The sequence below is a fragment of the Acinetobacter sp. NyZ410 genome (assembly GCF_022828975.1).
GTDB lineage: Bacteria > Pseudomonadota > Gammaproteobacteria > Pseudomonadales > Moraxellaceae > Acinetobacter > Acinetobacter guillouiae.
This window is the reverse complement of record NZ_CP094620.1, coordinates 4,266,959-4,291,015: the sequence shown is the minus strand read 5'-3', so window position 1 is coordinate 4,291,015 and position 24,057 is coordinate 4,266,959. Positions and strand designations below refer to the sequence as shown.

Sequence of the window (24,057 nt, the reverse complement as noted above, 5' to 3'; positions counted from 1 at the left end):
TCGTATGAATAAACCGTACGCGAACACCTTGCAATTTAAACAACAAGATTTTCCCGATAACTTTAAATTTTATTTTAATCCAAACAAGAAAAAAATCGATACGAATAAAGAGCATCTTATTCGTGACTTATCCCGACCTCGACTAAAAATTGCAATCGTGACTGAAACATGGCCACCAGAAATCAATGGTGTTGCTTTGTCTTTAATGCAACTGTGTAAAGGCTTGCAAAACCAAGGTCATAAAATATTACTGATTCGCCCTGCACAAAAGACCCAATGTCAAGACTTTAGCCCAAATAAAGAATGCTTGGTGACTGGGCAATCAATTCCGAAATATCCAGACATGAAGTTTGGCTGGCCCCAATTTCTAAAAGTCTCTCAAGCAATTTCGGCATTTTCACCTGATGTGGTACATATCGTGACTGAAGGGCCTTTAGGCTTTACTGCGCTGCATGCGGCAAAGACACGACGAATTCCGGTATCAAGTGGGTTTCATTCACAATTCCAAGAATTTAGCCGCTTTTTTGATTTAGCGTTCTTGGTTAAACCGATTCAAAGTTATTTGAGATGGTTCCATAACGCAACGCAACTGACTTGTGTGCCAAGCCGTGATACAGAACAGGCATTACGTGAGTTTGGTGTGACCTGTCCATTGGTTGTGGTCGGGCGAGGAATTGATACAGAACGCTTTTCATCACAACGCTACTCTGAACAGTTGAGACAACAGTGGGGTGCAGATGAAGATACCACAGTCTTGATCTATGTTGGGCGTTTGTCTTCTGAAAAAGAAGTCAATGTGGTGATTGATGCCTATTCTGAACTGCGAAAACAAGCACAACGAAAAGTAAAGTTAGTGCTGGTAGGGCATGGCCCAGATCGCGGTCGTTTAGAAAAAATGCCGGGTGCTGAACATGTGATTTTTATGGGCAGTCTAACTGGCACACAACTTGCTGAAGCCTATGCGAGTGCAAATGTTTTTGTTTTTGCAAGTCAGGTAGAAACCTTTGGGAATGTCGTTATCGAAGCGATGGCGAGTGGTTTACCGATTATTGCTTATGACTATGCCTGCGCTCAACTTCATGGCAGACATGCGCAGAATGGCTGGTTATGTCCAATTGGAGACATTAAGCAATTCACTCAACATGTATTAGATATTCCAGATAACAGCACACTCAAACGTTTCGGGCAACAAGCGATGCATGATGTGCAAAGCATCGGATGGCAACATCCCGTACAACAATTCGAAGAAGCACTATACCAGGTAACGCAGTATGCAAAACGACTGACCTAGTTCATCTCAAATAATGAGAGGAGAGTGGAAAATGAATTTTAAAAATACCAAAATAAAAATGCTCGATCTCGACCTTAGAGGTTGTTTATATCTCAATAATTTATCGCATACCCAAAGTATTGCGACGTTCTTTAAAACTGTGAGCCGTTTGGGAGATGGTCCTTTCTGGTGCGCAATGTTGGTTCTGATTTGGCTACAAAAGAGCTGGATCTATGGTCTGCAACTTCTTTATGTTGTTGTTATGGGACTTTTAGGAACAGGAATTTATAAGTTCTTAAAACATAAAACAGTGCGACCACGACCTTATCAAGTTCATCAAGTCATTATTCTGGGTGAACGACCATTGGATCATTTTAGCTTTCCGTCAGGTCATACGTTACATGCGGTCATGGTCACAATTGTGTTTGGCTATATTCAACCGGTTATGTTGTTCATTATGATGCCTTTTACCATTCTTGTGGCGTTATCTCGGATGGTTTTAGGCCTGCATTATCCAAGCGATGTCATTGTTGGCGCACTGATTGGTGCAAGTGTCGCGAGTTTGATTGTGTTAAGCGCACCATATTTAGGAGTGATGTTATGATGGTTTATTTACTGCTGGTCTGTAATTTTATTTTTAAAGAATCTGATGATTTTGATCATCAAGGTTTTAACTTTGAATAATTGCTTGATTCATCCGTTTTGTAAATTAAACGCTTGAATCCGTGGTGAATCTTGTAAATGTCTAGAATGATTTATTTCTGAATGAATTGAGATTTGATACAGTAGCAGAATTAAATTGAGCAAAGGAAGACCTGATATGGGCTTACGTTGGACAGATACAATTGATATCGCAATTGAACTCAGTGAAGCGCATCCAGATGTGGATCCACAATGGGTGCGTTTTACCGATATGCATGCATGGATTTGTGCATTGCCAGAATTTAGTGATGATCCAACCAAATCGACTGAAGGTCTGCTAGAAGCCATTCAAATGGCATGGATTGATGAAGCGAATTAATGGCTTGAGATGTTGCAGAATGATGCTAAACGTCACAGCGCATCGAAAAATCCAAATTTTTTACAGATTAAAAGCAGAAAATTGTTCATTATTCGGTATAATGCGCCCAAATTTTCGTGTCAATTTGACTAAAGGAGCCACTCATGGCTATTGAACGTACTTTATCTATCGTAAAACCAGATGCAGTTGCTAAAAACCACATTGGTGACATCTTTGCTCGTTTCGAAAAAGCTGGTCTTAAAATCGTTGCGACTAAAATGAAACACCTTTCTAAAGCAGAAGCTGAAGGTTTCTATGCTGAGCATAAAGAACGTGGTTTCTTTGGTGACCTTGTTGCATTCATGACTTCTGGTCCAGTTGTAGTATCTGTTCTTGAAGGTGAAAACGCAGTTCTTGCTCACCGTGAAATTCTTGGTGCTACAAACCCTAAAGAAGCTGCTCCTGGTACAATCCGTGCAGATTTCGCTGTAAGCATCGATGAAAATGCTGCGCATGGTTCTGACTCAGTTGCATCTGCTGACCGTGAAGTAAATTACTTCTTCGCTCAAACTGAAGTTTGCCCACGTACTCGTTAATTCGACGTATCTAGGGTCTCTTTTTCTACACGAATAAATCTCCGATTTATGAATTGATAACAGACCCGAAACCAGATAGGTGATATACTACTTGTCTGGTTTTTTTATTTTTGTTGCTTTATTTGGCTAAATATTGGTCAATATGTTTTATTACTACGGCATGATTTAGGTAATCCCCATGAATTCTGAAGTTGTCGCTTCATCGTTAAATCTAGATGAACAGCAGCCTGCATCATCAAAATCTGTACAGGCTGATCGTATTCAGACTGCAAATGTGCAGAAAGTGAATTTACTTGGCATGTCACGTCCGCAATTGGAAAAATTCTTCGAAGAAATCGGCGAGAAAAAATTCCGTGCTGGGCAGGTAATGAAATGGATGCATCAATTTTTTATCACTGATTTTGCTGAAATGACCAATATTTCAGGAAAGTTGCGTGAAAAACTAGAAAGAATTTGTGAAATCAAAGCGCCAGAAGTGGTACATCGTAACTATTCGAAAGATGGAACCCGTAAGTGGGTATTCCGTGTTGGTGATGGTGCGGGCTCTTTGGTTGAAACGGTATTGATTCCAGCAGAAGATAAAACAGGTTCACGTAAAACACTGTGTATTTCATCACAAGTGGGTTGTGCTTTAGATTGCTCATTCTGTTCAACAGGAAAGCAAGGCTTTCAGCGTGATTTAACCCCTGACGAGATCATTGGACAGTTGTGGGTGGCCAACTATTCTTATATGGAAGAAGTACCTGTTGCTGAACGTGAACGCTCAGTGACCAATGTGGTGATGATGGGAATGGGTGAGCCATTACTCAACTATGATGCTGTATTAAGCTCAATGAATATCATGTTAGATGATTTTGCTTACGGCATGTCTAAACGTCGCGTTACATTATCAACCTCAGGTGTTGTACCGAAAATTGACCAATTGGCACAAGATATAGATGTGGCTTTGGCGATTTCTTTACATGCGCCAAATGATGAATTACGTAATGAATTGGTGCCGATTAATAAAAAATATCCATTAGCACAATTGATTGCTGCATGTCAGCGCTATATTGCCAAAGATGGTAATGAAAGCTCTCGTAAACATGTCACTATTGAATATGTGATGTTGGAAGGGGTGAATGATCATCCTGAACATGCACAACAAATGATTAAGTTACTGAAAAACTTACCAAGTAAAATTAATTTAATTCCATTTAATCCATTTCCGCATGCGCCGTATGGCCGTTCAAGTCGAAATCGTATTATTTCTTTCCAAAAAACTTTGTCTGATGCAGGTTTTGTGTGTACGATTCGTCAGACACGTGGTGATGATATTGATGCAGCATGTGGGCAGTTGGTCGGGCAAGTGGCAGATCGTACCCGTCGTGCAGAGCAGTGGAAAAAGAAAGTTGCTGAACGTGGTGAGATTATTCGTTCATAAGCTTAAAGATTTGTAGACATGCATTTATATCAACAAATAATCAGGGGCTGACTTTGAGAAAATCGATGTATCAAAAAGCAGTTGTAATATTGGCAATTGGTTTATCTGCATTGGTCGTACAGGGTTGTCAAACGACAAATTCAGACACAATAATAAAAAAAGATCCTGAAAAAGCCGTTAAAGTACGTACTCAGCTTGCTGCTGAATATATTCGTACAGGTGATTTAGATGCTGCAAAACGCGCACTAGACCAAGCTTTAGAAACTGATTCACGTGATTCTGCGGCAAATATGATGATGGGTGTCTTACTGCAACAAGAAGGCAGTAAGATCAGTATGGAAAAAGCAGACGGCTATTTTAAGCGTGCGATTTCCAGTGACTCAAAAAATGCACAAGCTCGTAATAATTATGGAACATATTTATTTGTTACTGAGCGCTATAATGACGCGATTGAACAATTGAGTATAGCTGGTGCTGCGCTTGGCTATGATCAGCGTTACAAGGCTTTAGAAAATTTAGGTCGGGTTTACTTAAAAGTGGGTGATGTGGCAAATGCTGAAAAAGCATTCAAACAAGCTTTACAAGTCAATCGCGATTCGATTATTTCTCTGGTAGAGTTATCAGAAATTTTCTATTTGCAACAAAAAAGTGCGCAAGCAAGTCAACTCTATGAGCAATATGTTCGTTTAGTAGGTCAGGACAAACAGGGTGCGAGAGCGCTTTGGATTGGTTTACGTATTGCACGTGCCAATAATGATCAGATGGGAATGCAAGTGTTGGTCAACCAACTGCGTGCATTGTTCCCGGACAGTAAAGAATATCAACGTTATCTGCAATTACAGTACAGTACTGAGGCCGTATGGAAGTAAATCCTAATTCACAGCAACCTACAGGTTCAAACGTAGCATCTAATGGCTTAGGAAATGTTCAACGTCCAGGTGAGTACTTGCGTCAAATTCGAGTCTCCAAAAACCTAGACATTCAAGATGTTGCAAACGAACTAAAAATGCCTGTAAAAACCTTACAAGCATTGGAACAAGATGAATATAAGTCTTTGCCAGAAGCAACCTTTATTAAAGGTTATTATCGTTCATATGCCAAGTTTCTAGGTGTTGATGCAACGGTAATCATTCAACGCTTTGATGAAATTTATCAAAATGATACTGGGCTTTTGCCAAACCATGCATTAAACAACTCCCCAATCAAGATTATGGGGAAATTGCCTGGATCAAACAGTGATCGTAATAAAAAATGGTTAAAGCGAATTTTAATTGCCATTGTTGCGCTTGCGGTGATTTGGGCTGTGATTGCTGGAATTCAAAAAATGACATCGGGTAAAAGCGCTGATGTCGATGCCAAACCACAAGCCTCAGAAGTAGAAGTGTTGAATTTAAACAATGCAACTGCGACTTCAGGTGACCAAATGGTATTGAATTTCAGTCATCCAACTTCTGTACATATTGTAGATAGTACAGGAAAAGTTTTGGCGACTGGTCGCCAGTCGGCTGCTTTAACCGTTAATGGCCAATCACCATTCCAAATTCGTCTCGATGATGCAACTGCTGTGTCATTAAGCCTTAATAATGAACAGATTTCATTGTCTCCATATACAGTGAACGGAAAAGCAGAATTCCGTTTGTCACGTTAATGGGCAAGAGTAGATAAGATCATGATTGAGAATCCAATCAAGCGCCGTCCTACACGTAAAATACGTGTAGGTTCAGTGTATGTCGGTGGTGATGCACCGATCAGTATTCAAAGTATGACCAATACTGAAACCTGTGATGTCGATGCAACAGTTGCGCAGATTCAACGCTGTGCAGATGTTGGTGCGGACATTATGCGTGTATCGGTACCGACTATGGAAGCTGCTGAAGCTTTTGGTGAAATTCGTAAACGTGTCACGGTACCATTGGTTGCAGATATTCATTTCGATTATAAAATCGCATTGAAAGTTGCAGACATGGGTGCAGACTGTTTGCGGATCAACCCCGGGAATATTGGTTCTGAAGCCAAGATTCGTGAAGTGGTTGCTGCTGCACGTCATCACGATATTTCTATGCGTATTGGTGTCAATGCTGGATCTTTAGAAAAAGATATCCAAAAGAAATATGGTGAGCCGACAGGTCAGGCATTACTTGAATCTGCAATGCGTCATATCGATATATTGGATCGTTTAAACTTCCATGAGTTTAAAATTTCAGTAAAAGCATCAAATGTATTTTTAACAATGGATGCTTATCGTTTATTATCTGCACAAATTGATAATCCATTACATTTAGGTGTAACCGAAGCTGGGATCTATCGTACGGGTTCAGTGAAATCTGCGATTGCTTTAGGTGGTTTGCTGTTGGATGGCATTGGTGACACCATGCGTATTTCATTGGCGGCTGAGCCTGAAGAAGAAGTAAAAATTGGTTTTGATATTTTAAAATCCCTGAGCCTTCGTTCAAATGGGATTAACTTTATTGCTTGTCCAAGCTGTTCACGTCAGGAATTTAACGTGATCAAAGTGATGCAGGCTTTAGAGGAGCGTTTAGAAGATATTCGTACACCAATGGATGTGTCTGTCATTGGTTGTAAAGTCAACGGTCCGGGTGAAGCAAAAGAAGCTGATATTGGTATAGTCGGTGCAAGTCCGCGTTCACTCGTGTATCGTAATGGCGAAAAGAGTCACTTAATAGATACAAATCAGTTGGTTGATGAAATCGAAAGCATGGTTCGTCAACGTGTTCAAGAGCTTGAAAAAGCTAAAGCTAAAGAGATTATTCGTAGTTCATCATGAGTTCAATTGTCGCAATTAAAGGTTTTAATGACTTTCTCCCATCGCAAACACCTGCGTGGAGACGTCTTGAGCAGCATTTAGCATCGCTTATGGATGCGTACGGTTATCAGCAAATCCGTTTGCCGGTGGTTGAACATACCAATCTGTTTAAGCGTTCAATTGGTGATGCAACTGATATCGTTGAAAAAGAAATGTACACTTTTTTCGATAAGGGTAATCCGCCTGAATCTTTAACTTTGCGTCCGGAAGGCACAGCGGGTTGTGTACGTGCAATGTTGGAACATAACTTACTCCGTGGTGCAAATCCTCGTGTTTGGTATGTTGGACCAATGTTCCGCTATGAAAAACCACAAAAAGGTCGTTATCGCCAGTTTCACCAATTTGGTGTAGAAACTTTTGGTGTAGCGACACCTGATCAAGATGCTGAACTGATTCTCATGACTGCGCGTTTATGGAAACGCATGGGTGTTGCAGATAAAGTTCAACTTGAGCTAAATACCTTGGGCGAGTCTGATGAACGTGCAGAGTATCGTGCTGCATTGGTTGAATTTCTTACAGCGCATCACGCTGATTTGGATGAAGATTCGCAACGTCGTTTAACCACCAATCCATTGCGAATTTTAGATTCGAAAGATGCACGAACTCAGCAAATTCTTGAAAATGCACCTAAGTTGCATGATTTCTTAAAAGAAGACAGCTTGAATCATTTTGCTCAATTGCAACAGTATTTAACTGATGCAGGCATTGAGTTTGTCATCAATCAAAAACTAGTCCGTGGTTTAGACTATTACAACAAAACTGTTTTTGAATGGACAACGACACATTTAGGTTCTCAAGGAACGGTGTGTGCGGGTGGTCGTTATGATGGTTTGGTTGGACAGCTGAAAGGTAAGCCTGATCAATCTGTACCAGCAGTTGGTTTTGCCATGGGCATGGAACGTTTATTATTGCTTCTTGAACAAGTTGAAGACAATACACCTGTGCGTGAATGTGAGTTATTCTTGCTATCAGATCCTGCAACACAAGGTCAGGCTTTGGTATTGGCTGAACAAATTCGTGATCAACTTGAAGCTGTAAATAGTACAATTCGTTTGAAAACAGGTTCACAGGGTTCAATGAAGAGTCAAATGAAGAAGGCAGACCAATCGGGTGCCATCTATGCTTTGATCTTTGGTGAGCGTGAGGCTGTAGCGCAGCAAGTTTTAGTCAAAGAACTTGCGACAGCAGAACAATATGAAATTAAGGCCACTGAAATTGTGCCTTTTTTCATTGAAAAATTTTCGTCAAAATAAGCCGATAATCATAAGGAAAAGGGGAGTCAAATGAGTGCAATGACTGATGATGAGCAACTGGATAGTGTGAAGTCATTTTTTAAGAAATATGGCTCGGCTATGGTGACAGGTGTCCTCATTGCATTGATTGCCTTTTTCGGTTGGGAATATTGGCAAAAGAAAACTTTGGCTGAAAATCAAAATGAAACAGCCAAAGTCCAACAATTGATGGATGAAGCGCGAGCAGCTAATGGTGATGCTAAAGTCACTGCTGCCTTAGTCGCGTCAGCAGATAAAATTGTCAAAGACAATCCAGATTCTGTTCATGCAATTCAAGCACAAATTGTCATGGCAAAAGTTGCCTATGATAAAAATGACTATGCATTGGCTGAGCGTGAACTGAAAAAAGTTGAAAATTCTAAAATTAAAGACGCTGGTTTGTTACAAGTTGTAAAAATCAAACTTGCCGATGCACAATTGGCGCAAAAGAAGTTTGATGAAGCCTTGAAAACCTTGTCAGCTGTGAATGATCCTGCTTTTCAGGCAAGTGCTGATGAGTTAAAAGGTGATATTTATGTGGCAAAAAATGACACTGAAAATGCAAAAAAATCGTATCAAGCAGCATGGAATGCGGTCGTTGAGCGTAAACAAGAACGTCAAATTTTACAAATTAAACTCGAAAGTGTTGGCGTATTAGTAGAAGATCCTGATCTTGAACGCCCAATTTTAGCAACACAAGTGGATGAGTCTTAATGGATAGAAATTTTAAAATACCTTTTGCTTTAGCAATCTTATCAATCGCTTTAATCGGCTGTTCAAGTAATAAGACGAAAGAAGTGAAGATTAAGCCAAATCCACTGCCTAAAGTTGCACAAGCTTCGAGTTTGGTTCAAGTATTTTCGACCAGTGTCTCTTCGACCAGCAGTGAAGATGCATTACGTTTACGTTTAGATACAGACAATGGTGTTGTGTTTGCTTTAGATCCAAAAGGTGAAGTGGCTGCCTATAAAGGCAAACAGCGCTTATGGAATGTTAAAGTTACCAAAGATGGTTTAAGTTCTGGTGTTGAAGCAGCAGATGGTGTGGTGATTGTTGGTAATCAAAAAGGCCATGTTTTTGCATTAGACCAAGCAACGGGTGCGACCAAATGGTCTGCGCAATTGTCAGGTGCAATTATCAGTTCTGCTTTGATCCAATCTGGTCGTGTTATTGTGGTTGCAAATGACGGTACGGTTTATGCCTTAGATGTTGCGACAGGTCAGCAAGCGTGGACTTATAAATTACCAAGCGCTTCATTTAGCTTAAGAGGTCAAGCTACTCCAGTTAGTTTAGATCCACGTACTGTGCTTATCGGTACCTCTACTGGCTATATTTTTGCAATAGATAGTCTTGCAGGTGTACCGCGTTTGCAACGTCGTGTTGCAGTATCTGAAGGTCGTTCTGATATTCAGCGTTTGATTGATGTGGACAGTGAGCCTGTTGTTTCAGGACAATATGTGGTTACGACGAGTTTCCAAGGTCAAGTCACTGTTCTAGATTTGGCTTCACAACGTGTTTTGTGGAGTGAAAATTCAAGCAGTATCAACCGTCCAGAAGTGACCGATGGTAAAGTCATCGTATCGCAAACCGATGGTCAAATTATTGCGTATGACTTGATTACAGGTCAGCAGCTTTGGAAAAATGAGCAACTGCTCAACCGTAACTTAAGCAATCCTGTATTGCTCGGTTCAAATCTTGTTGTGGGTGATTTAGATGGTTATTTACATCAAATTGATCCAAATACAGGAACAACGTTAGGTCGTGCTAAAACCAGTGGTGAAGTACGTACGTTGAGAGTGATTGATAATCAAGTTTATGTTTCGACACGCAAAGGTGCAATGAGTATCTGGCAAAGTCGTTAACAGTTAATCAACAGACACGATTAGGATTCTCTATTTTTTTAGTCTTGTGTTAAAATAGAGCAATCCGTATGAATTCCATACACGGGGTGATTGAAAATCAATACCCCGTGTTTTTATTTTAGGTTTTTCCTATTCTTCTTCCTATACATTTCTGATGTTCAGACCAGTCATACTGGCTGATCTTGAATAAAGGTTATTTTATGAAACCCGTAATTGCGCTCATTGGTCGTCCAAACGTCGGCAAATCAACGTTATTCAACCAGATTACCAAGAGCCGTGATGCACTCGTTGCTGATTTTGCTGGTCTTACCCGAGATCGTAAATATGGTGATGCAACTTATGAAAATAAATCTTTCATTGTTGTTGATACTGGGGGTATCGGTGAAAATGAAGGTGGTATTGACTCATATATGGCAGAGCAATCAAAAACTGCGATTAATGAAGCCGATATCATTGTTTTTGTTGTCGATGCACGTGCTGGGCTATTGGCTTCTGATGAGCAGATTGCCCGTGAGTTGCGTACACTTGGTAAAAAGGTTTACTTGGTTGCCAACAAAGTCGATGGTGTACATGCTGAAGCTGCATTAGTTGAATTTTATAAACTTGGTATGGGTGAACCCTTACAAGTTGCGGCAAGTCATGGTCGTGGTGTTCAACAAATGCTTGAGGATATCTTGGTGGATGTCCCTGAAGATGAAAACCCAGAAGAACACGATAAGGCAACAGGTTTACGCTTAGCAATTATTGGTCGTCCAAATGTCGGTAAATCTACTTTGGTTAACCGTCTGTTAGGTGAAGATCGCGTTGTTGCATTTGACCAACCGGGTACAACCCGTGACTCGATTTATATTCCGTTTGAGCGTGATGGTCGTCAATATACCTTGATCGACACAGCGGGTGTACGTCGTAAAGGTAAAGTTGATGAAATGATTGAGAAATTCTCAATCGTTAAAACGCTACAAGCGATTAAAGATGCACATGTCATCGTGGTAGTTTTAGATGCACGTGAAGGTGTGGTTGAACAAGATCTACATTTGATCGGTTATGCACTTGAAGCTGGTCGTGCCATGGTGATCGCCATTAACAAATGGGACAACATGACAGAGTATGATCGCAAACAATGTAAATTGGATGTTGATCGTCGTTTTGACTTTATTCCTTGGGCAAAAGTACATTTGATTTCTGCTTTGCATGGAACAGGTGTCGGTGAGATGTATCCAACCATTCACCGTGCTTATGATTCATCACACTTAAAAGTTTCACCTGCAAAATTAACTCAGATTTTGAATGATGCAACTGAAGCACATCAACCGCCAATGATCAGTGGTAAACGTATTAAGATGCGTTATGCCCACATGGGTGGACAAAACCCACCAACGATTGTGATTCATGGTAATAAGGTGGATAAGACGCCTGCGGACTATCGTCGTTATTTAGAAAATGTCTTCCGTAAAGTGTATAACCTTGAAGGTACACCAGTTCGCGTTGACTTTAAAACAGCTGAAAATCCATTTGAAGGCCGTAAATCTCAAATTGATGAGCGTGTTGCAGCACGTCGTCGTCGTTATGTACAGAAATTTAAAAAGGCTGAAAAGAAATTTAGAAGCTAAATTTAGCGTTGAACACATCAAAACCCAAAGTGATCTTTGGGTTTTTTTGATTTAAGATAATGAAAAATGTTTGGGAATGGATTGTGAATCGTATTATTCAATTGGATGTTAATTCTATTCAAAATATTCTTCCGACTTACCATTCGAGCGATCGAAAGGGGCAGATCCAAGAACTGAAACAGGCGATCTATCAATATAGAAACCAATTATTGTCCGATATTTTTTCAGTTGAAATCAGTAACCACTCTTTTGAAAAAACAGATTTTGGTAAACCCTATTTAATTGATTATCCAAAGTTTCACGTGAATCATTCACATAGCCAGCACCATTATGCTTTGGCGAGTAGCCAGCAGATCCAAGATTTGGGTGTGGATGTTGAGGACTTAGATCGAAAGGTGCGCTTTGAGGCTTTAGCTAAACATGCTTTTCATCCCCAAGAATATCAGGCTTGGCAAGCGTTAGACTTTGATCCTACTTTTTGGTTTAAGGTGTGGACCACAAAAGAAGCGATTTTAAAAGCATCGGGCCTAGGGATTCGTTTGAGTCTAAATGAGCTAAATACTGGAGTGCATGTGATGAATGATGGTGGGATCTCTACGCATCCGTTATTGGGCAGCTTTGCCTATCAAAATCTCCAGCTGAGCCGAGTCATGCTGACGGTGGCATGGCGTTCTGAATTATCCTGTAAGGGTTTTGCATTTCCACAGATTCAAATCATTCAACATGGCTAATTAAAGACCGTATAGACGTTTTCATTCTGCATAACACATAAATCGCAGCAACGTTATTCCGTATTCGATTGTGGTATCTATACGTCTAAGTGCTGAAACTTTCAAGCTTAAGCCACATGTTTTGCAAATCGGCATTGTTTAATAAAACCAGTTAAATGTAAGCTGTTTATCTTTAAATAAAAATAAATAGTACTCGATCACGAACAAACAATCTTGCTCGTCGCGTGTACTTTGTAAGCTATATTTTTTACATAAAAATTAGTTTATTTCTCCATGAAATTCTCTATACTTGATAAATTAAATGATAATTAAGTAGCGAAAATACTAATTATTGTGAATTTAAAGCGATGAAAAAGCGATAGGTTAGGATTAATTATATAGTGCGATTTAAATACTTCATCAGCTTAATTTGCATCATATTTTTTTATCCAAATTTTAGTTTTGCTTCAAGTTTAGAAAGTGATCTTGCTGCTTTTAATCTCATTACCAACTACGAGCTTTTATTCTTTGGTGGAATATTTGTCATTCTGATGCAAGCTGGTTTTGCTGTAGTTGAAGGCGGATATGAAAATACCTATAAGTCAATTTCCGCATTATTGGTCAATTATGTTTCAGCAGTTTTAGGAACGCTTATTTTTGGTTTCTTCTGCGCAAAAATTCTCCTTGCAGGCGATGCCAGCTCTGAAAAATATATGAATGGCATGCTGCATGGCTGGCATTGGAATTTATTATTTTTTTATACTTTAATGGCCACCACAATCACCACTGTGGTTGGGCGAGTGATTCCGAGTAAAGTTCCCTTATTTGTCAACTGGATAACTGGTTTAATGATCGCAGGTGTGATCTTTCCTTTCTTTAGTAGCTGGACTTGGGGAAATATCTTATTCGGTAAAGGCTGGTTAAAAGAGTTAGGATTTATTGATTTCGCGGGTTCAACAGTGGTGCATTCCACCGCAGCATGGATTGTTTTGGCGGGCTACTTAACTTTAAAACCTCAAGACCGACAAGAAATCTTAAAAAAAGACTTAATCTTTGAAGATTATAAAATCTTATCTTTGGCATTGGCTGGCTTTATTCTTTGGCTGGCATGGTCAGGTCTAAATGTAGTTTATATCTCAGCACTCTATGCGGATATTGGAGTCATTGTCGTCAATGCCTTTGCTGCACTCTTTGGGGCAATGATTGCCCCCTTGATTTTTTCCTTGGTACTCAACAATAAAATTATTTCATGGGTTGAAATGATTAAAGGTGCTTTGGGTGGCTTGGTGGCGATCACGGCAAGTTGTGGTTTAGTGAATTTGTCATCGGCATTGATAATTGGTTTGGTTTCTGGATTATTCACAATCTATTTACCCCGTTTATTGACCTATTGGATTGATTCTAAGCATATTCGTGAAGTTGTTGTGGTACATGGTATTTGTGGGGCATGGGGCACACTGGCTGTTTCTTTGACAGATAACCCCGTAATTAATTTAGCCAACAAGGCCAGTATTATCGATCAAAGTATTGGGATTGCGGTAAATTTTGTGTGGAGTTTTGGTGTTGCATTCTTAGTATTTAAACTGATTTGTAAACTGCGTAATGCATACTCAATTAAGTCGTAAAAAAATTGAGTACTTAAAAGCTTTGAAAAAAGCCAAGCACTAAAAAAAGCGACATAAAGTCGCTTTTTTCATATTTAAGTTCTGTATTAAAAGTTAGGCAACACTTTCAGGTGTCGCACGCCATAAACTTTCCAGATCATAAAATTTACGTGCTGTTGGTAGCATCACATGTACGACTACAAATCCTAAATCGATAAGGATCCATTCAGCGTCTCGTTCACCTTCAACACCAATTGGGCGAAAGCCTGCTTTACGTGCTTCTTCAGCGACATTGTCAGCAAGTGCTTTAACATGGCGTGTTGATGTCCCGCTCGCGATGACAATTGCATCTGAAACGTTGCTAATAGCGCTGACATCAAGTTGAATAATATCTTTGGCTTTTACATCAAGTAGAGCTTCTTGTACGACTTTTAAACAAGTCTGTACGTCTTGATTTTGAGTGTTCATTGCAAGTTCGTGAGAATTAGAAGCGCTGGGCGATGGTTCTAAATTCATATAAGGTATATTTTCCAGAAAATATCTCATCTTCTAATATAGCGCTTTTGTCTAAAAAATACAAATTATACAATGCAACCGTTTGCCTAAGTACACACCCATTTAATAGCTGTGGTTGTTGGAAAAATATTTTTCTTTCCATGCAAATGACTGATTTGAATGCGATTGTGGTTTGTATTCTGCTGCAATAAAGCCCGTATAGGCGCTTTGTTTTAACCATGAAAAAATTGCAGAATAATCAATTTGTGCGGTATCTGGTTCGTGACGTCCAGGGCAGTCTGCAAATTGGATATGCCCAATCCAATCAATATTTTCTTGTAAGGCTGCCAGTACATCTTCGCCCATCATCGCCATGTGGTAACAGTCAAATTGCATTTTTAATGCAGGATGCTGTACTGCTTCTAACATTTCTTGGCCTTGTGCAATATTTTGAACCAAGAAACGTGGCATGTCTGTACCATTGATCATTTCAAATACAGGCTGAATATCACGATTAGAGAGCAGATGACAAGCCAGTTTTAAATTGTTTGCTAAGGTGTTTAAACAGGGGAGTAAGTCGGCATCTTGTGGTTGTTTACCTGCCAAAATATTGACGTTTGGAACATTGAGCGCTTCTGCATATTCAATTGCAAGTTCCAAGGCTTGATGAAATGCCAGTTCTTGACCAGGCACACCAGCAAGTCCGTTTCCACCTTGCATCAAGTCGCCAGCGGGAACGTTGATCAGGCAAAGGCTGAGGTCATATTGTTCAAGTTGCGCTTGAATCTCTTCAATGCTTAATTCATACGGAAATTGAATTTCTACATTGTGGAAGCCATGAAGATGTGCCAAAGCAAAGCGTTCAATGAGCGGCACTTCAGTAAAAATCAAGGATAGGTTTACTGCGAGTTTAGTCATAAGAACGCTCCTTGCTATATTTGGACTCTCATCTTCAATGTAGTAGGCAATAGATTATTTTTCAACTTATTTATGTGTAGTTCCGTGTATTTTAACCCGATTTATTTTCTACTTGATTAATGACTGTGGCTAAATCCGATTCAGCAAATCCGTTGTTTTGATGGCTTTGTAATTGCCCAAGTGCACGTTGAGCCACAGGAATTTCTAAATCAAATTGCTGTGCAAGTTGAATGGCATTATTTAAGTCTTTAGAAAGCGTTTGTACTTTCCATTGTACTGGTTCAAAAATATGTGTTGCCATGCGTGGGGCTAAAATTTGGAAAGGTTTTGAGTCGGCAAAACCACCAGCCAAAGCCGGCGCCAGTAGGGTTGTATCTACACCTGCTTTACTGGCAAGCGCAACAGCTTCCGCGATCAAGGTACTATTGGCAGCAACGATAAGTTGGTTACAGATTTTAGTGGCTTGTCCAGTACCTGTTTCACCCATACGTGTGACACGCTGTGACAGGATATTGTAAACGAGGCTCAGTGCTTGGATCACCTCAGCATTGCCCCCAGCAAAAATAACCAGCGTGCCATTTTCAGCACCTACTGTTCCACCTGAAACAGGTGAGTCAATCCAAATCACCTGTTTTGTTGTGGCGCTTTCCGCCAGTTGCTTGGTTTTATCCACAGATAAACTGGAGAAATCCACAATCACTTGCTTGGCTTGTAAATAGGGCTCAATGTGCTCATAAACCAGCTGTACAGCCTTATCATCAGCAAGGCAGCTGAGAATAATCGGATATTCTGCAATATTCTCAAGCTGTAATGGGTGAGCGCCTAGATCAATAAGGGCGTCACAAGCAGATGCGGTTCTGTTCCAGACAGCGACATGCAAGCCTGCTTGGATTAATCGGGTTGCCATACGGCTACCCATTAATCCCATCCCTAAAAATGCAATTTTACTGTTACGATCAAAATTCATTTTATAACTCAAAAAGCTTTCAATAATAGTTTTAGATTATTTATATTGGCGCGGTAAAAATTTTAATTCAGGATTTTTATCCTTTTTACGTGCAATTTGACTATTTTTACCCAAGAGTAATTTTAACTGCCAAATCTTCTCTAAACGTAAAGATTTCTGAGGTTGATGTTCCATCGCATCTAAAACACGTTTAGCAGCCATCAGCGCATCTGGCGAGCGTTGCAGCATCTCTTCGGCAATGGCTTGAGCTTTTGCCAACGGTGAGTCGTCTACATGCGTCACCAAACCAATGTCTTTGGCATAATTGCCATCAAAAATACGTGCAGTGAGGGTAAGCTCTTTGGCTAAATCAATACCAATCACGCCCTTGATTGAACGGGTTAAGCCCATGTCAGGCACAAGCCCCCAACGGCTTTCCATGATTGACATTTTAGTCTCTGGGTGTGCAATACGAATATCTGCAGCCAATGCAAGTTGCATCCCAGCACCAAAGCAGAAACCTTCAATTGCTGCAATGACAGGGACAGGTAGTTCTTGCCAGATTAAAAATGCTTTTTGGAATAGGCTTTGACCGGGTTTAATCAGTTCCCAAGCAGCAAAAGCTGTATTTTTAGGGCTATTTAAGTCAGCAAGGTCAATACCTGCACTAAATACATTGGCTTCACCCGTCAGAATCACCACACGAATACTGCGGTCTTTTTTAATGTGTTGTGCGGCGCTTACCAGTTCACGGAGTAAAGCAAAACTCATGGCATTGCGTTTATCTGGACGATTTAATGAAACTATTGCGATACCATTGTTTTTTTCTATATGTAGTAGTGCCATGATCTTGACTCATTTTTTCCTTGGTCATCAGCATAGCATGTGAATTAAATAGTTACATGACAGTAGAGTCACCGAAACTGTGTTGATGTGCCAATTGGGTAGTAAAGCCAAAACAGGATTGCAATAGTGACTTGTATCATTTTATTGGATCTTTAAAAAGATGATTGCAATAAAATGATTGTTCTAATTCATGCTGTTTTAAAGAAATAATAGAAACCATACGCAGGATAAAACTTAGAGTCAATTTGGGTTTTATCCTGCGGATTTAAAAACAGCTTAAAACGCGATAAGAAAAGCGTTTATAGCGCTGAATCGGCTAGAACTGCGCTGTATTTATGAAACGGGTAAAATCTGTTGTGCCGCAGTTTCAACTTCATGAATCGCCAATTGAAGCTCATCAAAGCGTTTCATCACGTCTTGGATAAAGGCTTCATCTGCTTTGCGACGCTCTTTGCGTAGCATGGAAATGAATTGTTCAAAATCACCTGTAATACGTTGCAATTTGGGTGTGCCGACATAACGGGTAGCACCATATAAGCGATGTAAGACATGTTCTAATTGTGGGAAGTCTTCAAGCTCAATAAGTTGTTCAATTTCAGCCAGCTCCGTTGGGAAGCTGTCGACTAGCATTTTTAACAAATCTTGTGCGAGATCTTCTTTATTGGCTGCTAAAGCAAGGCTTTGTTTCCAATCTAGAATATAAGCATCCAGCGCTTCGATATATACTGTGTTTTCTATAGGTTGCTGATGTTGAATAAATTTATCACTTGTCCAATTGGTGAGAATTTGAATGATTTGCTCAATTTGGATCGGCTTGGTTACATAGTCGTCCATACCCACTTTGAGTAATTTTTGCTTCTCATCAGCCAATGCGTGAGCTGTCAATGCAATAATCGGCATTCGCATACCATCTAAGGTAGATTCCAAAGAGCGAATCGCCCGTGTGGTATCTATCCCAGACATGACTGGCATTTGAATATCCATAAAGATAAGATCAAATGGTTTAGCGCCTTGTTCAACTCCTTGCTGAATAATGGTTAAGGCTTCTTGACCGCTGAGTGCCTTGGTGGTTTTTACATTGAGCTCGCCTAATAGCGCTTCTAGTACGATCAAATTCGGTAAATGATCATCTACTGCTAAAACGTGTAAATCTTGCCCTTTAAAGTCTTTATGATGTTCTTGTTCAAAAACAGGCTGATTACTTAATAGTTGAATCACTGAACTACGGCTCAGTGGTTGATACAGCGGACGCGCTTTATATTCAGTCAACATATTTGGATCAAGTGACATTTGATAACCATATACCGCCAAATGACCTTGATAGCGACCACGAATTTCTTTAAGTAAGGCTTCGGTATCTCCACTGTGATCAACGATCAACCAGGTGTTTTCAGTATTTTTTTCTAAGCTATTTAGTCGGCTAAACAGATCTAAAATCGATTGTGCTTCGGTGTGCTGAACTTGATAGTCTTCTAAGTAATGACGTAATACGTTGGCGGTTGCAGGGTGTGCCAAGAAAGACACCACATTTAAGTTTTTAAATGATGGATGAACAATTTCTTCATCTTCATTTACCGTTAACATGGCGGTAAACCAGAAGGTTGAACCTTTTTCTGTTGGTGCACGTTCTTGGTTATCTTCAAAGCCAATTTGACCATGCATCAAATGTACAAGTTGCTTGGAAATGGCTAAACCGAGTCCTGTACCACCAAATTGGCGAGTGACAGAAGCATCACCTTGAGAGAAGGATTCAAATAGTCGTTTACGATCGGTGCCACTTAAACCAATACCACTGTCTTGTACACTAAAGTGCAGCAAACATTGTCCGATATCATCGTGTTCCATCCGCGCACGAACAATAATTTCACCATCAGGGGTGAATTTAATCGCATTGGAAATAAGATTGGTCAGCACCTGTTTAAAGCGTAAGGCATCACCAATGACATGTTTAGGCACATTGTCTGCAAAATAGAATGCCATCTCGATATGTTTTTGCGCTGCCAATGGCGAGAGCATATCCATCACATCGAAAATTGCTTCTTCAAGATCAAAAGGTGCGGTTTCGAGTTCTAATTTACCTGCATCAATTTTCGAGAAATCGAGTACATCATTAATCAATGCCAATAAATGTGCAGAAGACTTACGGATGGTCTGTAAATATAAACTTTGATCATTGCTTAAATTGTCTTGGCGCAACATCAAATGAATAAAGCCATCAATACTATTTAATGGGGTACGTAATTCATGACTGATATTGGCAAGGAAGACCGACTTCGCCTGATTGGATGAAATCGCCTGATCACGGGCTTGTTTATAGGTAATGTTTTGGACTTCTAAGGTGTCTAATGTACGACGTAAGTCATCTTCTGTTTGTTCCGTATGTTCTTTTAGCTCAAGGAAGCTGAAATGTAGCCGTTTCACCACATTGGCAATATCACGCTGTAATAAGCGCAGTTCCCCAGTACTGTTGATCACCATATGTTGATCAAGCGTATCTGCATTTAAGCGTTGCAATTGCATCCGAATTTCGTACATCGGTGCAATCCAGCGTCTTGAATAGAAGTTTAGACACAATAGAAGCAACAAGAGCGTTAATAAGGCAGTCGTAATCAATACGATCATGACACGATAATGTGAAATTTCTAAAGGTTGATTATCAAGTTCAATCACCAACCACATATTTTCAGCAGATTTGGTGGGGTTTAGTTTAATCCCATAAATATTGTTGTACTTATTTTGAATTGGTCCAAAGAAAGTGCCTGATTTTGGAATTTTTGGCCAAGCACGTTGATTTTGGTAGCCTACACTTAAATGATTGACATTATTTTCATCTAAAATCGCTGCGCTGAGTAAATGCTTTTCGTTAAACATTTTTTGTAAAATGCTTTCAGCTTTGGCGTGTTGAATTGGATCTTGTTCCATGACTGCGGTGAGTTGCTCAGCAGTATATTGGTAACGGCTCAATATCGCGATGGCTTGGAAGCGCTGTTTGGACTTGGCCGCAGCTGATGTTTCAGAAAGAACCAGTGCTGTTCCAACACATGCCAAAATCATAATTGGCACGAAAATTAACGCAATAAGTTGACCATAAGCGTGATTGAGTTTTAAGCGTTTAAAGAGTTTTTTATTGAAATTCGACATTGTTCCAGCAACTCATTGCCCATGGCAAAGATATTAACATGCTTTAATCATCCTGCATGACAATATGACTAAAAATCTTGTGAATTGAAAATGAGTTATGCTGTTTTATAGATAACTTTATCATTTCTAATTCTAAGTAAAGTTTATTTTTTTATATGTATTTAATTTTATTCAATAAAGAAAATCATGCTCCTGCTTGGGTCTGTTGATATATATGAATTTAGTTTGATCATTCCAAGTAAAATGAAGCGGAAAGATGTGCAGTATGTTTCTTTTTTTCATACAATATGCCCACCTCGATATAGGTGCAACCGATGAGTCACACACAACCTGATTTCTTAGCCGACGAATTTTTGTTAGATCACTATGTAGGAAAAACTCCTTTGGTGCGTTTACAACGTTTGGCAAGTCATACTCAAGCAACAGTATTGGCAAAGCTAGAAGGCAATAATCCTGCTGGTTCTGTCAAAGATCGTCCTGCATATAACATGATCATGAAAGCTGAACAGCGTGGTCAAATTAAGCCGGGTGATACGTTGATCGAGGCGACGAGTGGAAATACTGGGATTGCGTTGGCAATGGTCGCCGCAATGCGTGGTTATAAAATGAAATTGATCATGCCGGGGAACTCTAGCCAAGAACGTAAAGATGCGATGCGTGCCTATGGCGCTGAATTGATCGAAGCAACCAATATGGAGGTTGCGCGTGATATGGCTTTGCAAATGCAAAGTGAAGGCCAAGGTTTAGTATTAAATCAGTTTGGCAATCCAGACAATGTAGAAGCACACTACCTGACCACAGGTCCTGAAATTTGGCAACAAACCGCAGGGAAAATCACCCATTTCGTGAGCTCTATGGGCACAACGGGCACGATCATGGGGATCTCTAAATATTTAAAAGAACAAAATCCAGATATTCAAATTATTGGATTACAACCTTCCGAAGGTTCAAATATTGCAGGTATTCGTCGTTGGCCTCAAGAATACTTACCGACTATTTTTGATCCAAGCCGTGTCGATCAGATCATGGATATTCCGCAAATTGAAGCAGAAAAAACAGCACGCCGTTTAGCACGTCAAGAAGGCATTAGTGCTGGGACTTCTTCAGGTGGTGCTGTATGGGCATCGGTTAAAATTGCTGAACAAAATCCAGACGCAGTGATTGTCTGTATTGTCTGTGACAGAGGTGATCGTTATCTTTCTACAGGTTTGTTCTCTGTTGAGGATCAAGAATAGTTGCTTCGAAGTCATAAATTGCTTCATGATGGCAAACTTGAGTATTGAGTAAAGCTTTTATGCGTCTTCCAGTTTTAGTTTTTGATATCGAAACCCTGACCGATCTTAAGTCAGGGGCGCATTTATATGGCTTGGATTTACCACAGGACGATTTAGAACAGGCGTTGGCAAAACTACGCCGTCAAGAATCGGGGATGGATTTTCAGCGCTTGGCTTTACATGAAATTGTCTGTATTTCAGGATTGTGGATTGATGAAAATGGTGTGATGAAACTGTTTTCATTTAGTCGAGAGCACTATACTGAAACTGAAATTTTACAAAAATTTTTATCTATCTTTGATAAAAGACATCCAACACTCGTGAGCTGGAATGGCTCACAGTTTGATTTGCCTGTGATTTTATTCCGTGCCATGTATCATGGACTATCTGCACCAAGTTTGTTCGATCAAGGTGAGATTGACACACAAAAAAGGTATAATAACTATCAGAACAGATACCACAACCGTCATGTCGACTTAATGGATGTCATGGCGATGTTTAATGGACGTCATTTCCAGAAATTGGATGATGTTGCGCATTTATTGGGTTATCCCGGTAAACGTGGTATTTCAGGCTATTTTGTTCCCGAATATGTGAATACACAGCAATGGTTGAAACTCACCAGCTATTGCGAAGGTGATGTTTTAAATACATGGTTGATTTTTTTAAGATGGGCTTTACTTAAAGGTCAGATTTCTTTGCAAGATCACCGTTTATGGATTCAAGCCTCGATTCATTATTTGCAAGGACAAGCTCAACAACATGAGTTTTTAAATGTTTGGCGTGAAACCTCACAGCGAACTGAATTTACTCAAGCAGATTTTTCCTCCACACCCGATTAGGTATCCCTTTGAAACATAGAGCCAAACCTCGACCATCTCAGCTTCCACAATATATTTTTAAAGTTGAAAGATTGTCACACGAAGGGCGAGGGATTGCGCATTATGGAACAGAACTCAATCATCCAAGTGAAAAGCAGGGTAAAAAAGTTTTTATTCGCTATGCACTGCCTGGTGAAATTGTAAAAGCTCAAGTGACGCGTCAAGTATCCAAACTTGAAGAAGCGGACAGTATTGAATTACTCAGTGAGCCAAATCCACATCGTATTCAACCGATCTGCCCACATTTTGGTACTTGCGGTGGATGCAATATGCAACATTTTCATCCAGATGAGCAAATTCGCTTAAAACAAGATGTTTTAAAGTCACATCTCAGCCACTTTGCAGGCTTAGTACCTGAACAGTGGTTAGCGCCATTGCGTTCAACGCGTACCGACTATCGGCATAAAGCCCGAATAGGTGTGCGTTATTTAGCTAAACAAAATAAATTATTGATGGGTTTCCGTGAAGCACAGAGCAATCACTTAACTGCAATTGAAACCTGTAAAATTTTAGATATTGAATTAGATCAAGCCTTACCTGAAATCAAGGCATTACTCGAAAGTCTAAAAGGCAAAAGCAGCATTGGTCATATAGAATTAGCCAAAGGCGATAGCGAAATTTCATTATTGGTTCGCCATACTGAAAAATTAAAAGCCCATGATGTCAACCTATTGCAACAATATGCGTTACAGAAACAGTGGCAGTTGTATTTGCAACCTGCGGGTGTGGAAAGTGTACAACGGCTAGATGATGCTCAGGCAGACATGCATTTGCATTACCGTTTAAAAGATTTTGATATCGAGTTTGCGTTTAATCCAACAGATTTTACCCAAGTGAATCCCACTGTAAATCCACAGATGGTTAATTTGGCATGTGATTTGCTTGAGTTGAAAGCAGGTGAAACTGTTTTGGATTTATTTTGTGGATTGGGGAATTTTTCTCTGCCGCTCGCTCAACGTGTGGGTGCTACAGGAAAAGTCATTGCTGTTGAAGGTAGCGAAGCGATGGTGAAGCGTGGTACAGAAAATGCACTGAACAATCGCATAAGCAATGTTAAATTCTATTCACAAGATTTAACAAAAGACTTTTCGCATTATTCTTGGGCAAATCAAGGATTTGATGCATTATTGATTGACCCTCCTCGTGCGGGTGCAGAACAAGTTATGCATTATTTGCCCAAATTTGGTGCGCAAAGAATCGTTTATGTGTCGTGTAATCCAGCAACATTGGCCAGAGATGCTGGAATTTTGGTAGAACATGGTTATCAGCTCACTAAAGCCGGTGTGATGGACATGTTTACGCACACAGGGCATGTAGAATCGATTGCTTTGTTTGAAAAGAAATTAGAGATAAACGATTTATAATGAAATATAGAGTTAGAGGAGT

Annotated in this window: 22 protein-coding genes; 17 read left to right on the top strand and 5 right to left on the bottom strand. The window is 39.9% G+C overall.

From position 1 onward, the window contains the following. The first annotated feature begins 4 nt into the window (after positions 1–4). The 14 genes from MTO68_RS20235 to MTO68_RS20170 all read left to right on the top strand — a co-directional run bounded on the left by MTO68_RS20235 (position 5) and on the right by MTO68_RS20170 (position 14,191). Positions 5–1,291 (top strand): glycosyltransferase family 1 protein, encoded by a 1,287-nt coding sequence (locus MTO68_RS20235; protein ID WP_244014122.1) that lies wholly within the window; start codon positions 5–7, stop codon positions 1,289–1,291. A 31-nt stretch (positions 1,292–1,322) separates the two neighbouring features. Then, on the top strand, positions 1,323–1,874 hold the full coding sequence (locus MTO68_RS20230) for a phosphatase PAP2 family protein (RefSeq protein WP_004725875.1): 552 nt from the start codon (positions 1,323–1,325) through the stop codon (positions 1,872–1,874). Positions 1,875–2,090: 216 nt separating this feature from the next. After that, entirely contained in the window at positions 2,091–2,291 is a 201-nt protein-coding gene (gene iscX, locus MTO68_RS20225; protein WP_004725877.1) for a Fe-S cluster assembly protein IscX, read from the top strand. 143 nt (positions 2,292–2,434) lie between these two features. Beyond that, positions 2,435–2,866, top strand: coding sequence for a nucleoside-diphosphate kinase (gene ndk / locus MTO68_RS20220; protein WP_004725878.1), 432 nt, complete (start codon positions 2,435–2,437; stop codon positions 2,864–2,866). A 178-nt stretch (positions 2,867–3,044) separates the two neighbouring features. Next, complete coding sequence (rlmN, locus tag MTO68_RS20215; protein WP_004725880.1) at positions 3,045–4,289, top strand: 23S rRNA (adenine(2503)-C(2))-methyltransferase RlmN; 1,245 nt, start codon at positions 3,045–3,047, stop codon at positions 4,287–4,289. Between the two features lie 65 nt (positions 4,290–4,354). Next, the gene (pilW, locus tag MTO68_RS20210; RefSeq protein WP_004725881.1) at positions 4,355–5,158 is read left to right on the top strand and encodes a type IV pilus biogenesis/stability protein PilW; all 804 of its coding nucleotides are present in this window, start codon (positions 4,355–4,357) and stop codon (positions 5,156–5,158) included. After that, positions 5,149–5,937 carry a helix-turn-helix domain-containing protein gene (locus MTO68_RS20205; protein WP_004816988.1) on the top strand — a complete coding sequence of 263 codons (789 nt, stop codon included), beginning with the start codon at positions 5,149–5,151 and terminating at the stop codon, positions 5,935–5,937. The genes pilW and MTO68_RS20205 overlap by 10 nt, the downstream gene beginning before the upstream one ends. Positions 5,938–5,958: 21 nt before the next feature. Next, positions 5,959–7,074, top strand: a complete 1,116-nt coding sequence (gene ispG, locus MTO68_RS20200) for a flavodoxin-dependent (E)-4-hydroxy-3-methylbut-2-enyl-diphosphate synthase (protein WP_004725885.1) — start codon at positions 5,959–5,961, stop codon at positions 7,072–7,074. Continuing rightward, the gene (gene hisS, locus MTO68_RS20195; protein WP_034612341.1) at positions 7,071–8,366 is read left to right on the top strand and encodes a histidine--tRNA ligase; all 1,296 of its coding nucleotides are present in this window, start codon (positions 7,071–7,073) and stop codon (positions 8,364–8,366) included. The genes ispG and hisS overlap by 4 nt, the downstream gene beginning before the upstream one ends. A gap of 30 nt (positions 8,367–8,396) precedes the next feature. Next, positions 8,397–9,098 (top strand): tetratricopeptide repeat protein, encoded by a 702-nt coding sequence (locus tag MTO68_RS20190; protein ID WP_004816992.1) that lies wholly within the window; start codon positions 8,397–8,399, stop codon positions 9,096–9,098. Next, positions 9,098–10,246 (top strand): outer membrane protein assembly factor BamB, encoded by a 1,149-nt coding sequence (gene bamB / locus MTO68_RS20185; protein ID WP_244014120.1) that lies wholly within the window; start codon positions 9,098–9,100, stop codon positions 10,244–10,246. Before MTO68_RS20190 ends, bamB begins: the two co-directional genes overlap by 1 nt. A 200-nt stretch (positions 10,247–10,446) precedes the next feature. Beyond that, positions 10,447–11,856 carry a ribosome biogenesis GTPase Der gene (gene der / locus MTO68_RS20180; protein WP_004725892.1) on the top strand — a complete coding sequence of 470 codons (1,410 nt, stop codon included), beginning with the start codon at positions 10,447–10,449 and terminating at the stop codon, positions 11,854–11,856. A gap of 59 nt (positions 11,857–11,915) precedes the next feature. Continuing rightward, positions 11,916–12,587, top strand: coding sequence for a 4'-phosphopantetheinyl transferase superfamily protein (locus tag MTO68_RS20175; protein ID WP_034612347.1), 672 nt, complete (start codon positions 11,916–11,918; stop codon positions 12,585–12,587). A 380-nt stretch (positions 12,588–12,967) separates the two neighbouring features. Further along, positions 12,968–14,191 (top strand): ammonium transporter, encoded by a 1,224-nt coding sequence (locus MTO68_RS20170; RefSeq protein ID WP_244014118.1) that lies wholly within the window; start codon positions 12,968–12,970, stop codon positions 14,189–14,191. A 93-nt stretch (positions 14,192–14,284) separates the two neighbouring features. On the opposite strand, the gene rsfS is transcribed toward MTO68_RS20170, so the two are convergent. The 5 genes from rsfS to MTO68_RS20145 all read right to left on the bottom strand — a co-directional run bounded on the left by rsfS (position 14,285) and on the right by MTO68_RS20145 (position 20,516). After that, a complete protein-coding gene (rsfS, locus tag MTO68_RS20165) occupies positions 14,285–14,686 on the bottom strand; it encodes a ribosome silencing factor (RefSeq protein WP_016539395.1) in 402 nt (133 codons plus the stop codon). Positions 14,687–14,788: 102 nt separating this feature from the next. Further along, positions 14,789–15,583 carry a TIM barrel protein gene (locus MTO68_RS20160; protein WP_004725901.1) on the bottom strand — a complete coding sequence of 265 codons (795 nt, stop codon included), beginning with the start codon at positions 15,581–15,583 and terminating at the stop codon, positions 14,789–14,791. 91 nt (positions 15,584–15,674) lie between these two features. Further along, complete coding sequence (locus MTO68_RS20155; protein ID WP_244014116.1) at positions 15,675–16,550, bottom strand: NAD(P)-dependent oxidoreductase; 876 nt, start codon at positions 16,548–16,550, stop codon at positions 15,675–15,677. Between the two features lie 36 nt (positions 16,551–16,586). After that, entirely contained in the window at positions 16,587–17,375 is a 789-nt protein-coding gene (locus MTO68_RS20150; protein WP_244014114.1) for a crotonase/enoyl-CoA hydratase family protein, read from the bottom strand. A gap of 333 nt (positions 17,376–17,708) precedes the next feature. Beyond that, positions 17,709–20,516 (bottom strand): ATP-binding protein, encoded by a 2,808-nt coding sequence (locus MTO68_RS20145; protein WP_034612366.1) that lies wholly within the window; start codon positions 20,514–20,516, stop codon positions 17,709–17,711. A 314-nt stretch (positions 20,517–20,830) separates the two neighbouring features. On the opposite strand from MTO68_RS20145, the gene cysM reads away from it, so the two are divergent. From cysM to rlmD, 3 genes are read left to right on the top strand one after another with little or no spacing between them, the layout of a single operon-like run. Beyond that, entirely contained in the window at positions 20,831–21,751 is a 921-nt protein-coding gene (gene cysM / locus MTO68_RS20140; protein ID WP_244014112.1) for a cysteine synthase CysM, read from the top strand. 59 nt (positions 21,752–21,810) lie between these two features. After that, the gene (locus tag MTO68_RS20135) at positions 21,811–22,632 is read left to right on the top strand and encodes a 3'-5' exonuclease (protein ID WP_004817004.1); all 822 of its coding nucleotides are present in this window, start codon (positions 21,811–21,813) and stop codon (positions 22,630–22,632) included. Positions 22,633–22,640: 8 nt separating this feature from the next. Next, complete coding sequence (gene rlmD / locus MTO68_RS20130; protein ID WP_244014110.1) at positions 22,641–24,035, top strand: 23S rRNA (uracil(1939)-C(5))-methyltransferase RlmD; 1,395 nt, start codon at positions 22,641–22,643, stop codon at positions 24,033–24,035. Positions 24,036–24,057 lie beyond the last annotated feature (22 nt).

Coding starts and splice junctions, on each gene's coding strand:
- MTO68_RS20235 (WP_244014122.1), top strand. CDS start 5: ATGAATAAACCGTACGCGAACACCTTGCAATTTAAACAACAAGATTTT.
- MTO68_RS20230 (WP_004725875.1), top strand. CDS start 1,323: ATGAATTTTAAAAATACCAAAATAAAAATGCTCGATCTCGACCTTAGA.
- iscX (WP_004725877.1), top strand. CDS start 2,091: ATGGGCTTACGTTGGACAGATACAATTGATATCGCAATTGAACTCAGT.
- ndk (WP_004725878.1), top strand. CDS start 2,435: ATGGCTATTGAACGTACTTTATCTATCGTAAAACCAGATGCAGTTGCT.
- rlmN (WP_004725880.1), top strand. CDS start 3,045: ATGAATTCTGAAGTTGTCGCTTCATCGTTAAATCTAGATGAACAGCAG.
- pilW (WP_004725881.1), top strand. CDS start 4,355: ATGTATCAAAAAGCAGTTGTAATATTGGCAATTGGTTTATCTGCATTG.
- MTO68_RS20205 (WP_004816988.1), top strand. CDS start 5,149: ATGGAAGTAAATCCTAATTCACAGCAACCTACAGGTTCAAACGTAGCA.
- ispG (WP_004725885.1), top strand. CDS start 5,959: ATGATTGAGAATCCAATCAAGCGCCGTCCTACACGTAAAATACGTGTA.
- hisS (WP_034612341.1), top strand. CDS start 7,071: ATGAGTTCAATTGTCGCAATTAAAGGTTTTAATGACTTTCTCCCATCG.
- MTO68_RS20190 (WP_004816992.1), top strand. CDS start 8,397: ATGAGTGCAATGACTGATGATGAGCAACTGGATAGTGTGAAGTCATTT.
- bamB (WP_244014120.1), top strand. CDS start 9,098: ATGGATAGAAATTTTAAAATACCTTTTGCTTTAGCAATCTTATCAATC.
- der (WP_004725892.1), top strand. CDS start 10,447: ATGAAACCCGTAATTGCGCTCATTGGTCGTCCAAACGTCGGCAAATCA.
- MTO68_RS20175 (WP_034612347.1), top strand. CDS start 11,916: ATGAAAAATGTTTGGGAATGGATTGTGAATCGTATTATTCAATTGGAT.
- rsfS (WP_016539395.1), bottom strand. CDS start 14,686: ATGAATTTAGAACCATCGCCCAGCGCTTCTAATTCTCACGAACTTGCA.
- MTO68_RS20160 (WP_004725901.1), bottom strand. CDS start 15,583: ATGACTAAACTCGCAGTAAACCTATCCTTGATTTTTACTGAAGTGCCG.
- MTO68_RS20155 (WP_244014116.1), bottom strand. CDS start 16,550: ATGAATTTTGATCGTAACAGTAAAATTGCATTTTTAGGGATGGGATTA.
- MTO68_RS20150 (WP_244014114.1), bottom strand. CDS start 17,375: ATGGCACTACTACATATAGAAAAAAACAATGGTATCGCAATAGTTTCA.
- MTO68_RS20145 (WP_034612366.1), bottom strand. CDS start 20,516: ATGTCGAATTTCAATAAAAAACTCTTTAAACGCTTAAAACTCAATCAC.
- cysM (WP_244014112.1), top strand. CDS start 20,831: ATGAGTCACACACAACCTGATTTCTTAGCCGACGAATTTTTGTTAGAT.
- MTO68_RS20135 (WP_004817004.1), top strand. CDS start 21,811: ATGCGTCTTCCAGTTTTAGTTTTTGATATCGAAACCCTGACCGATCTT.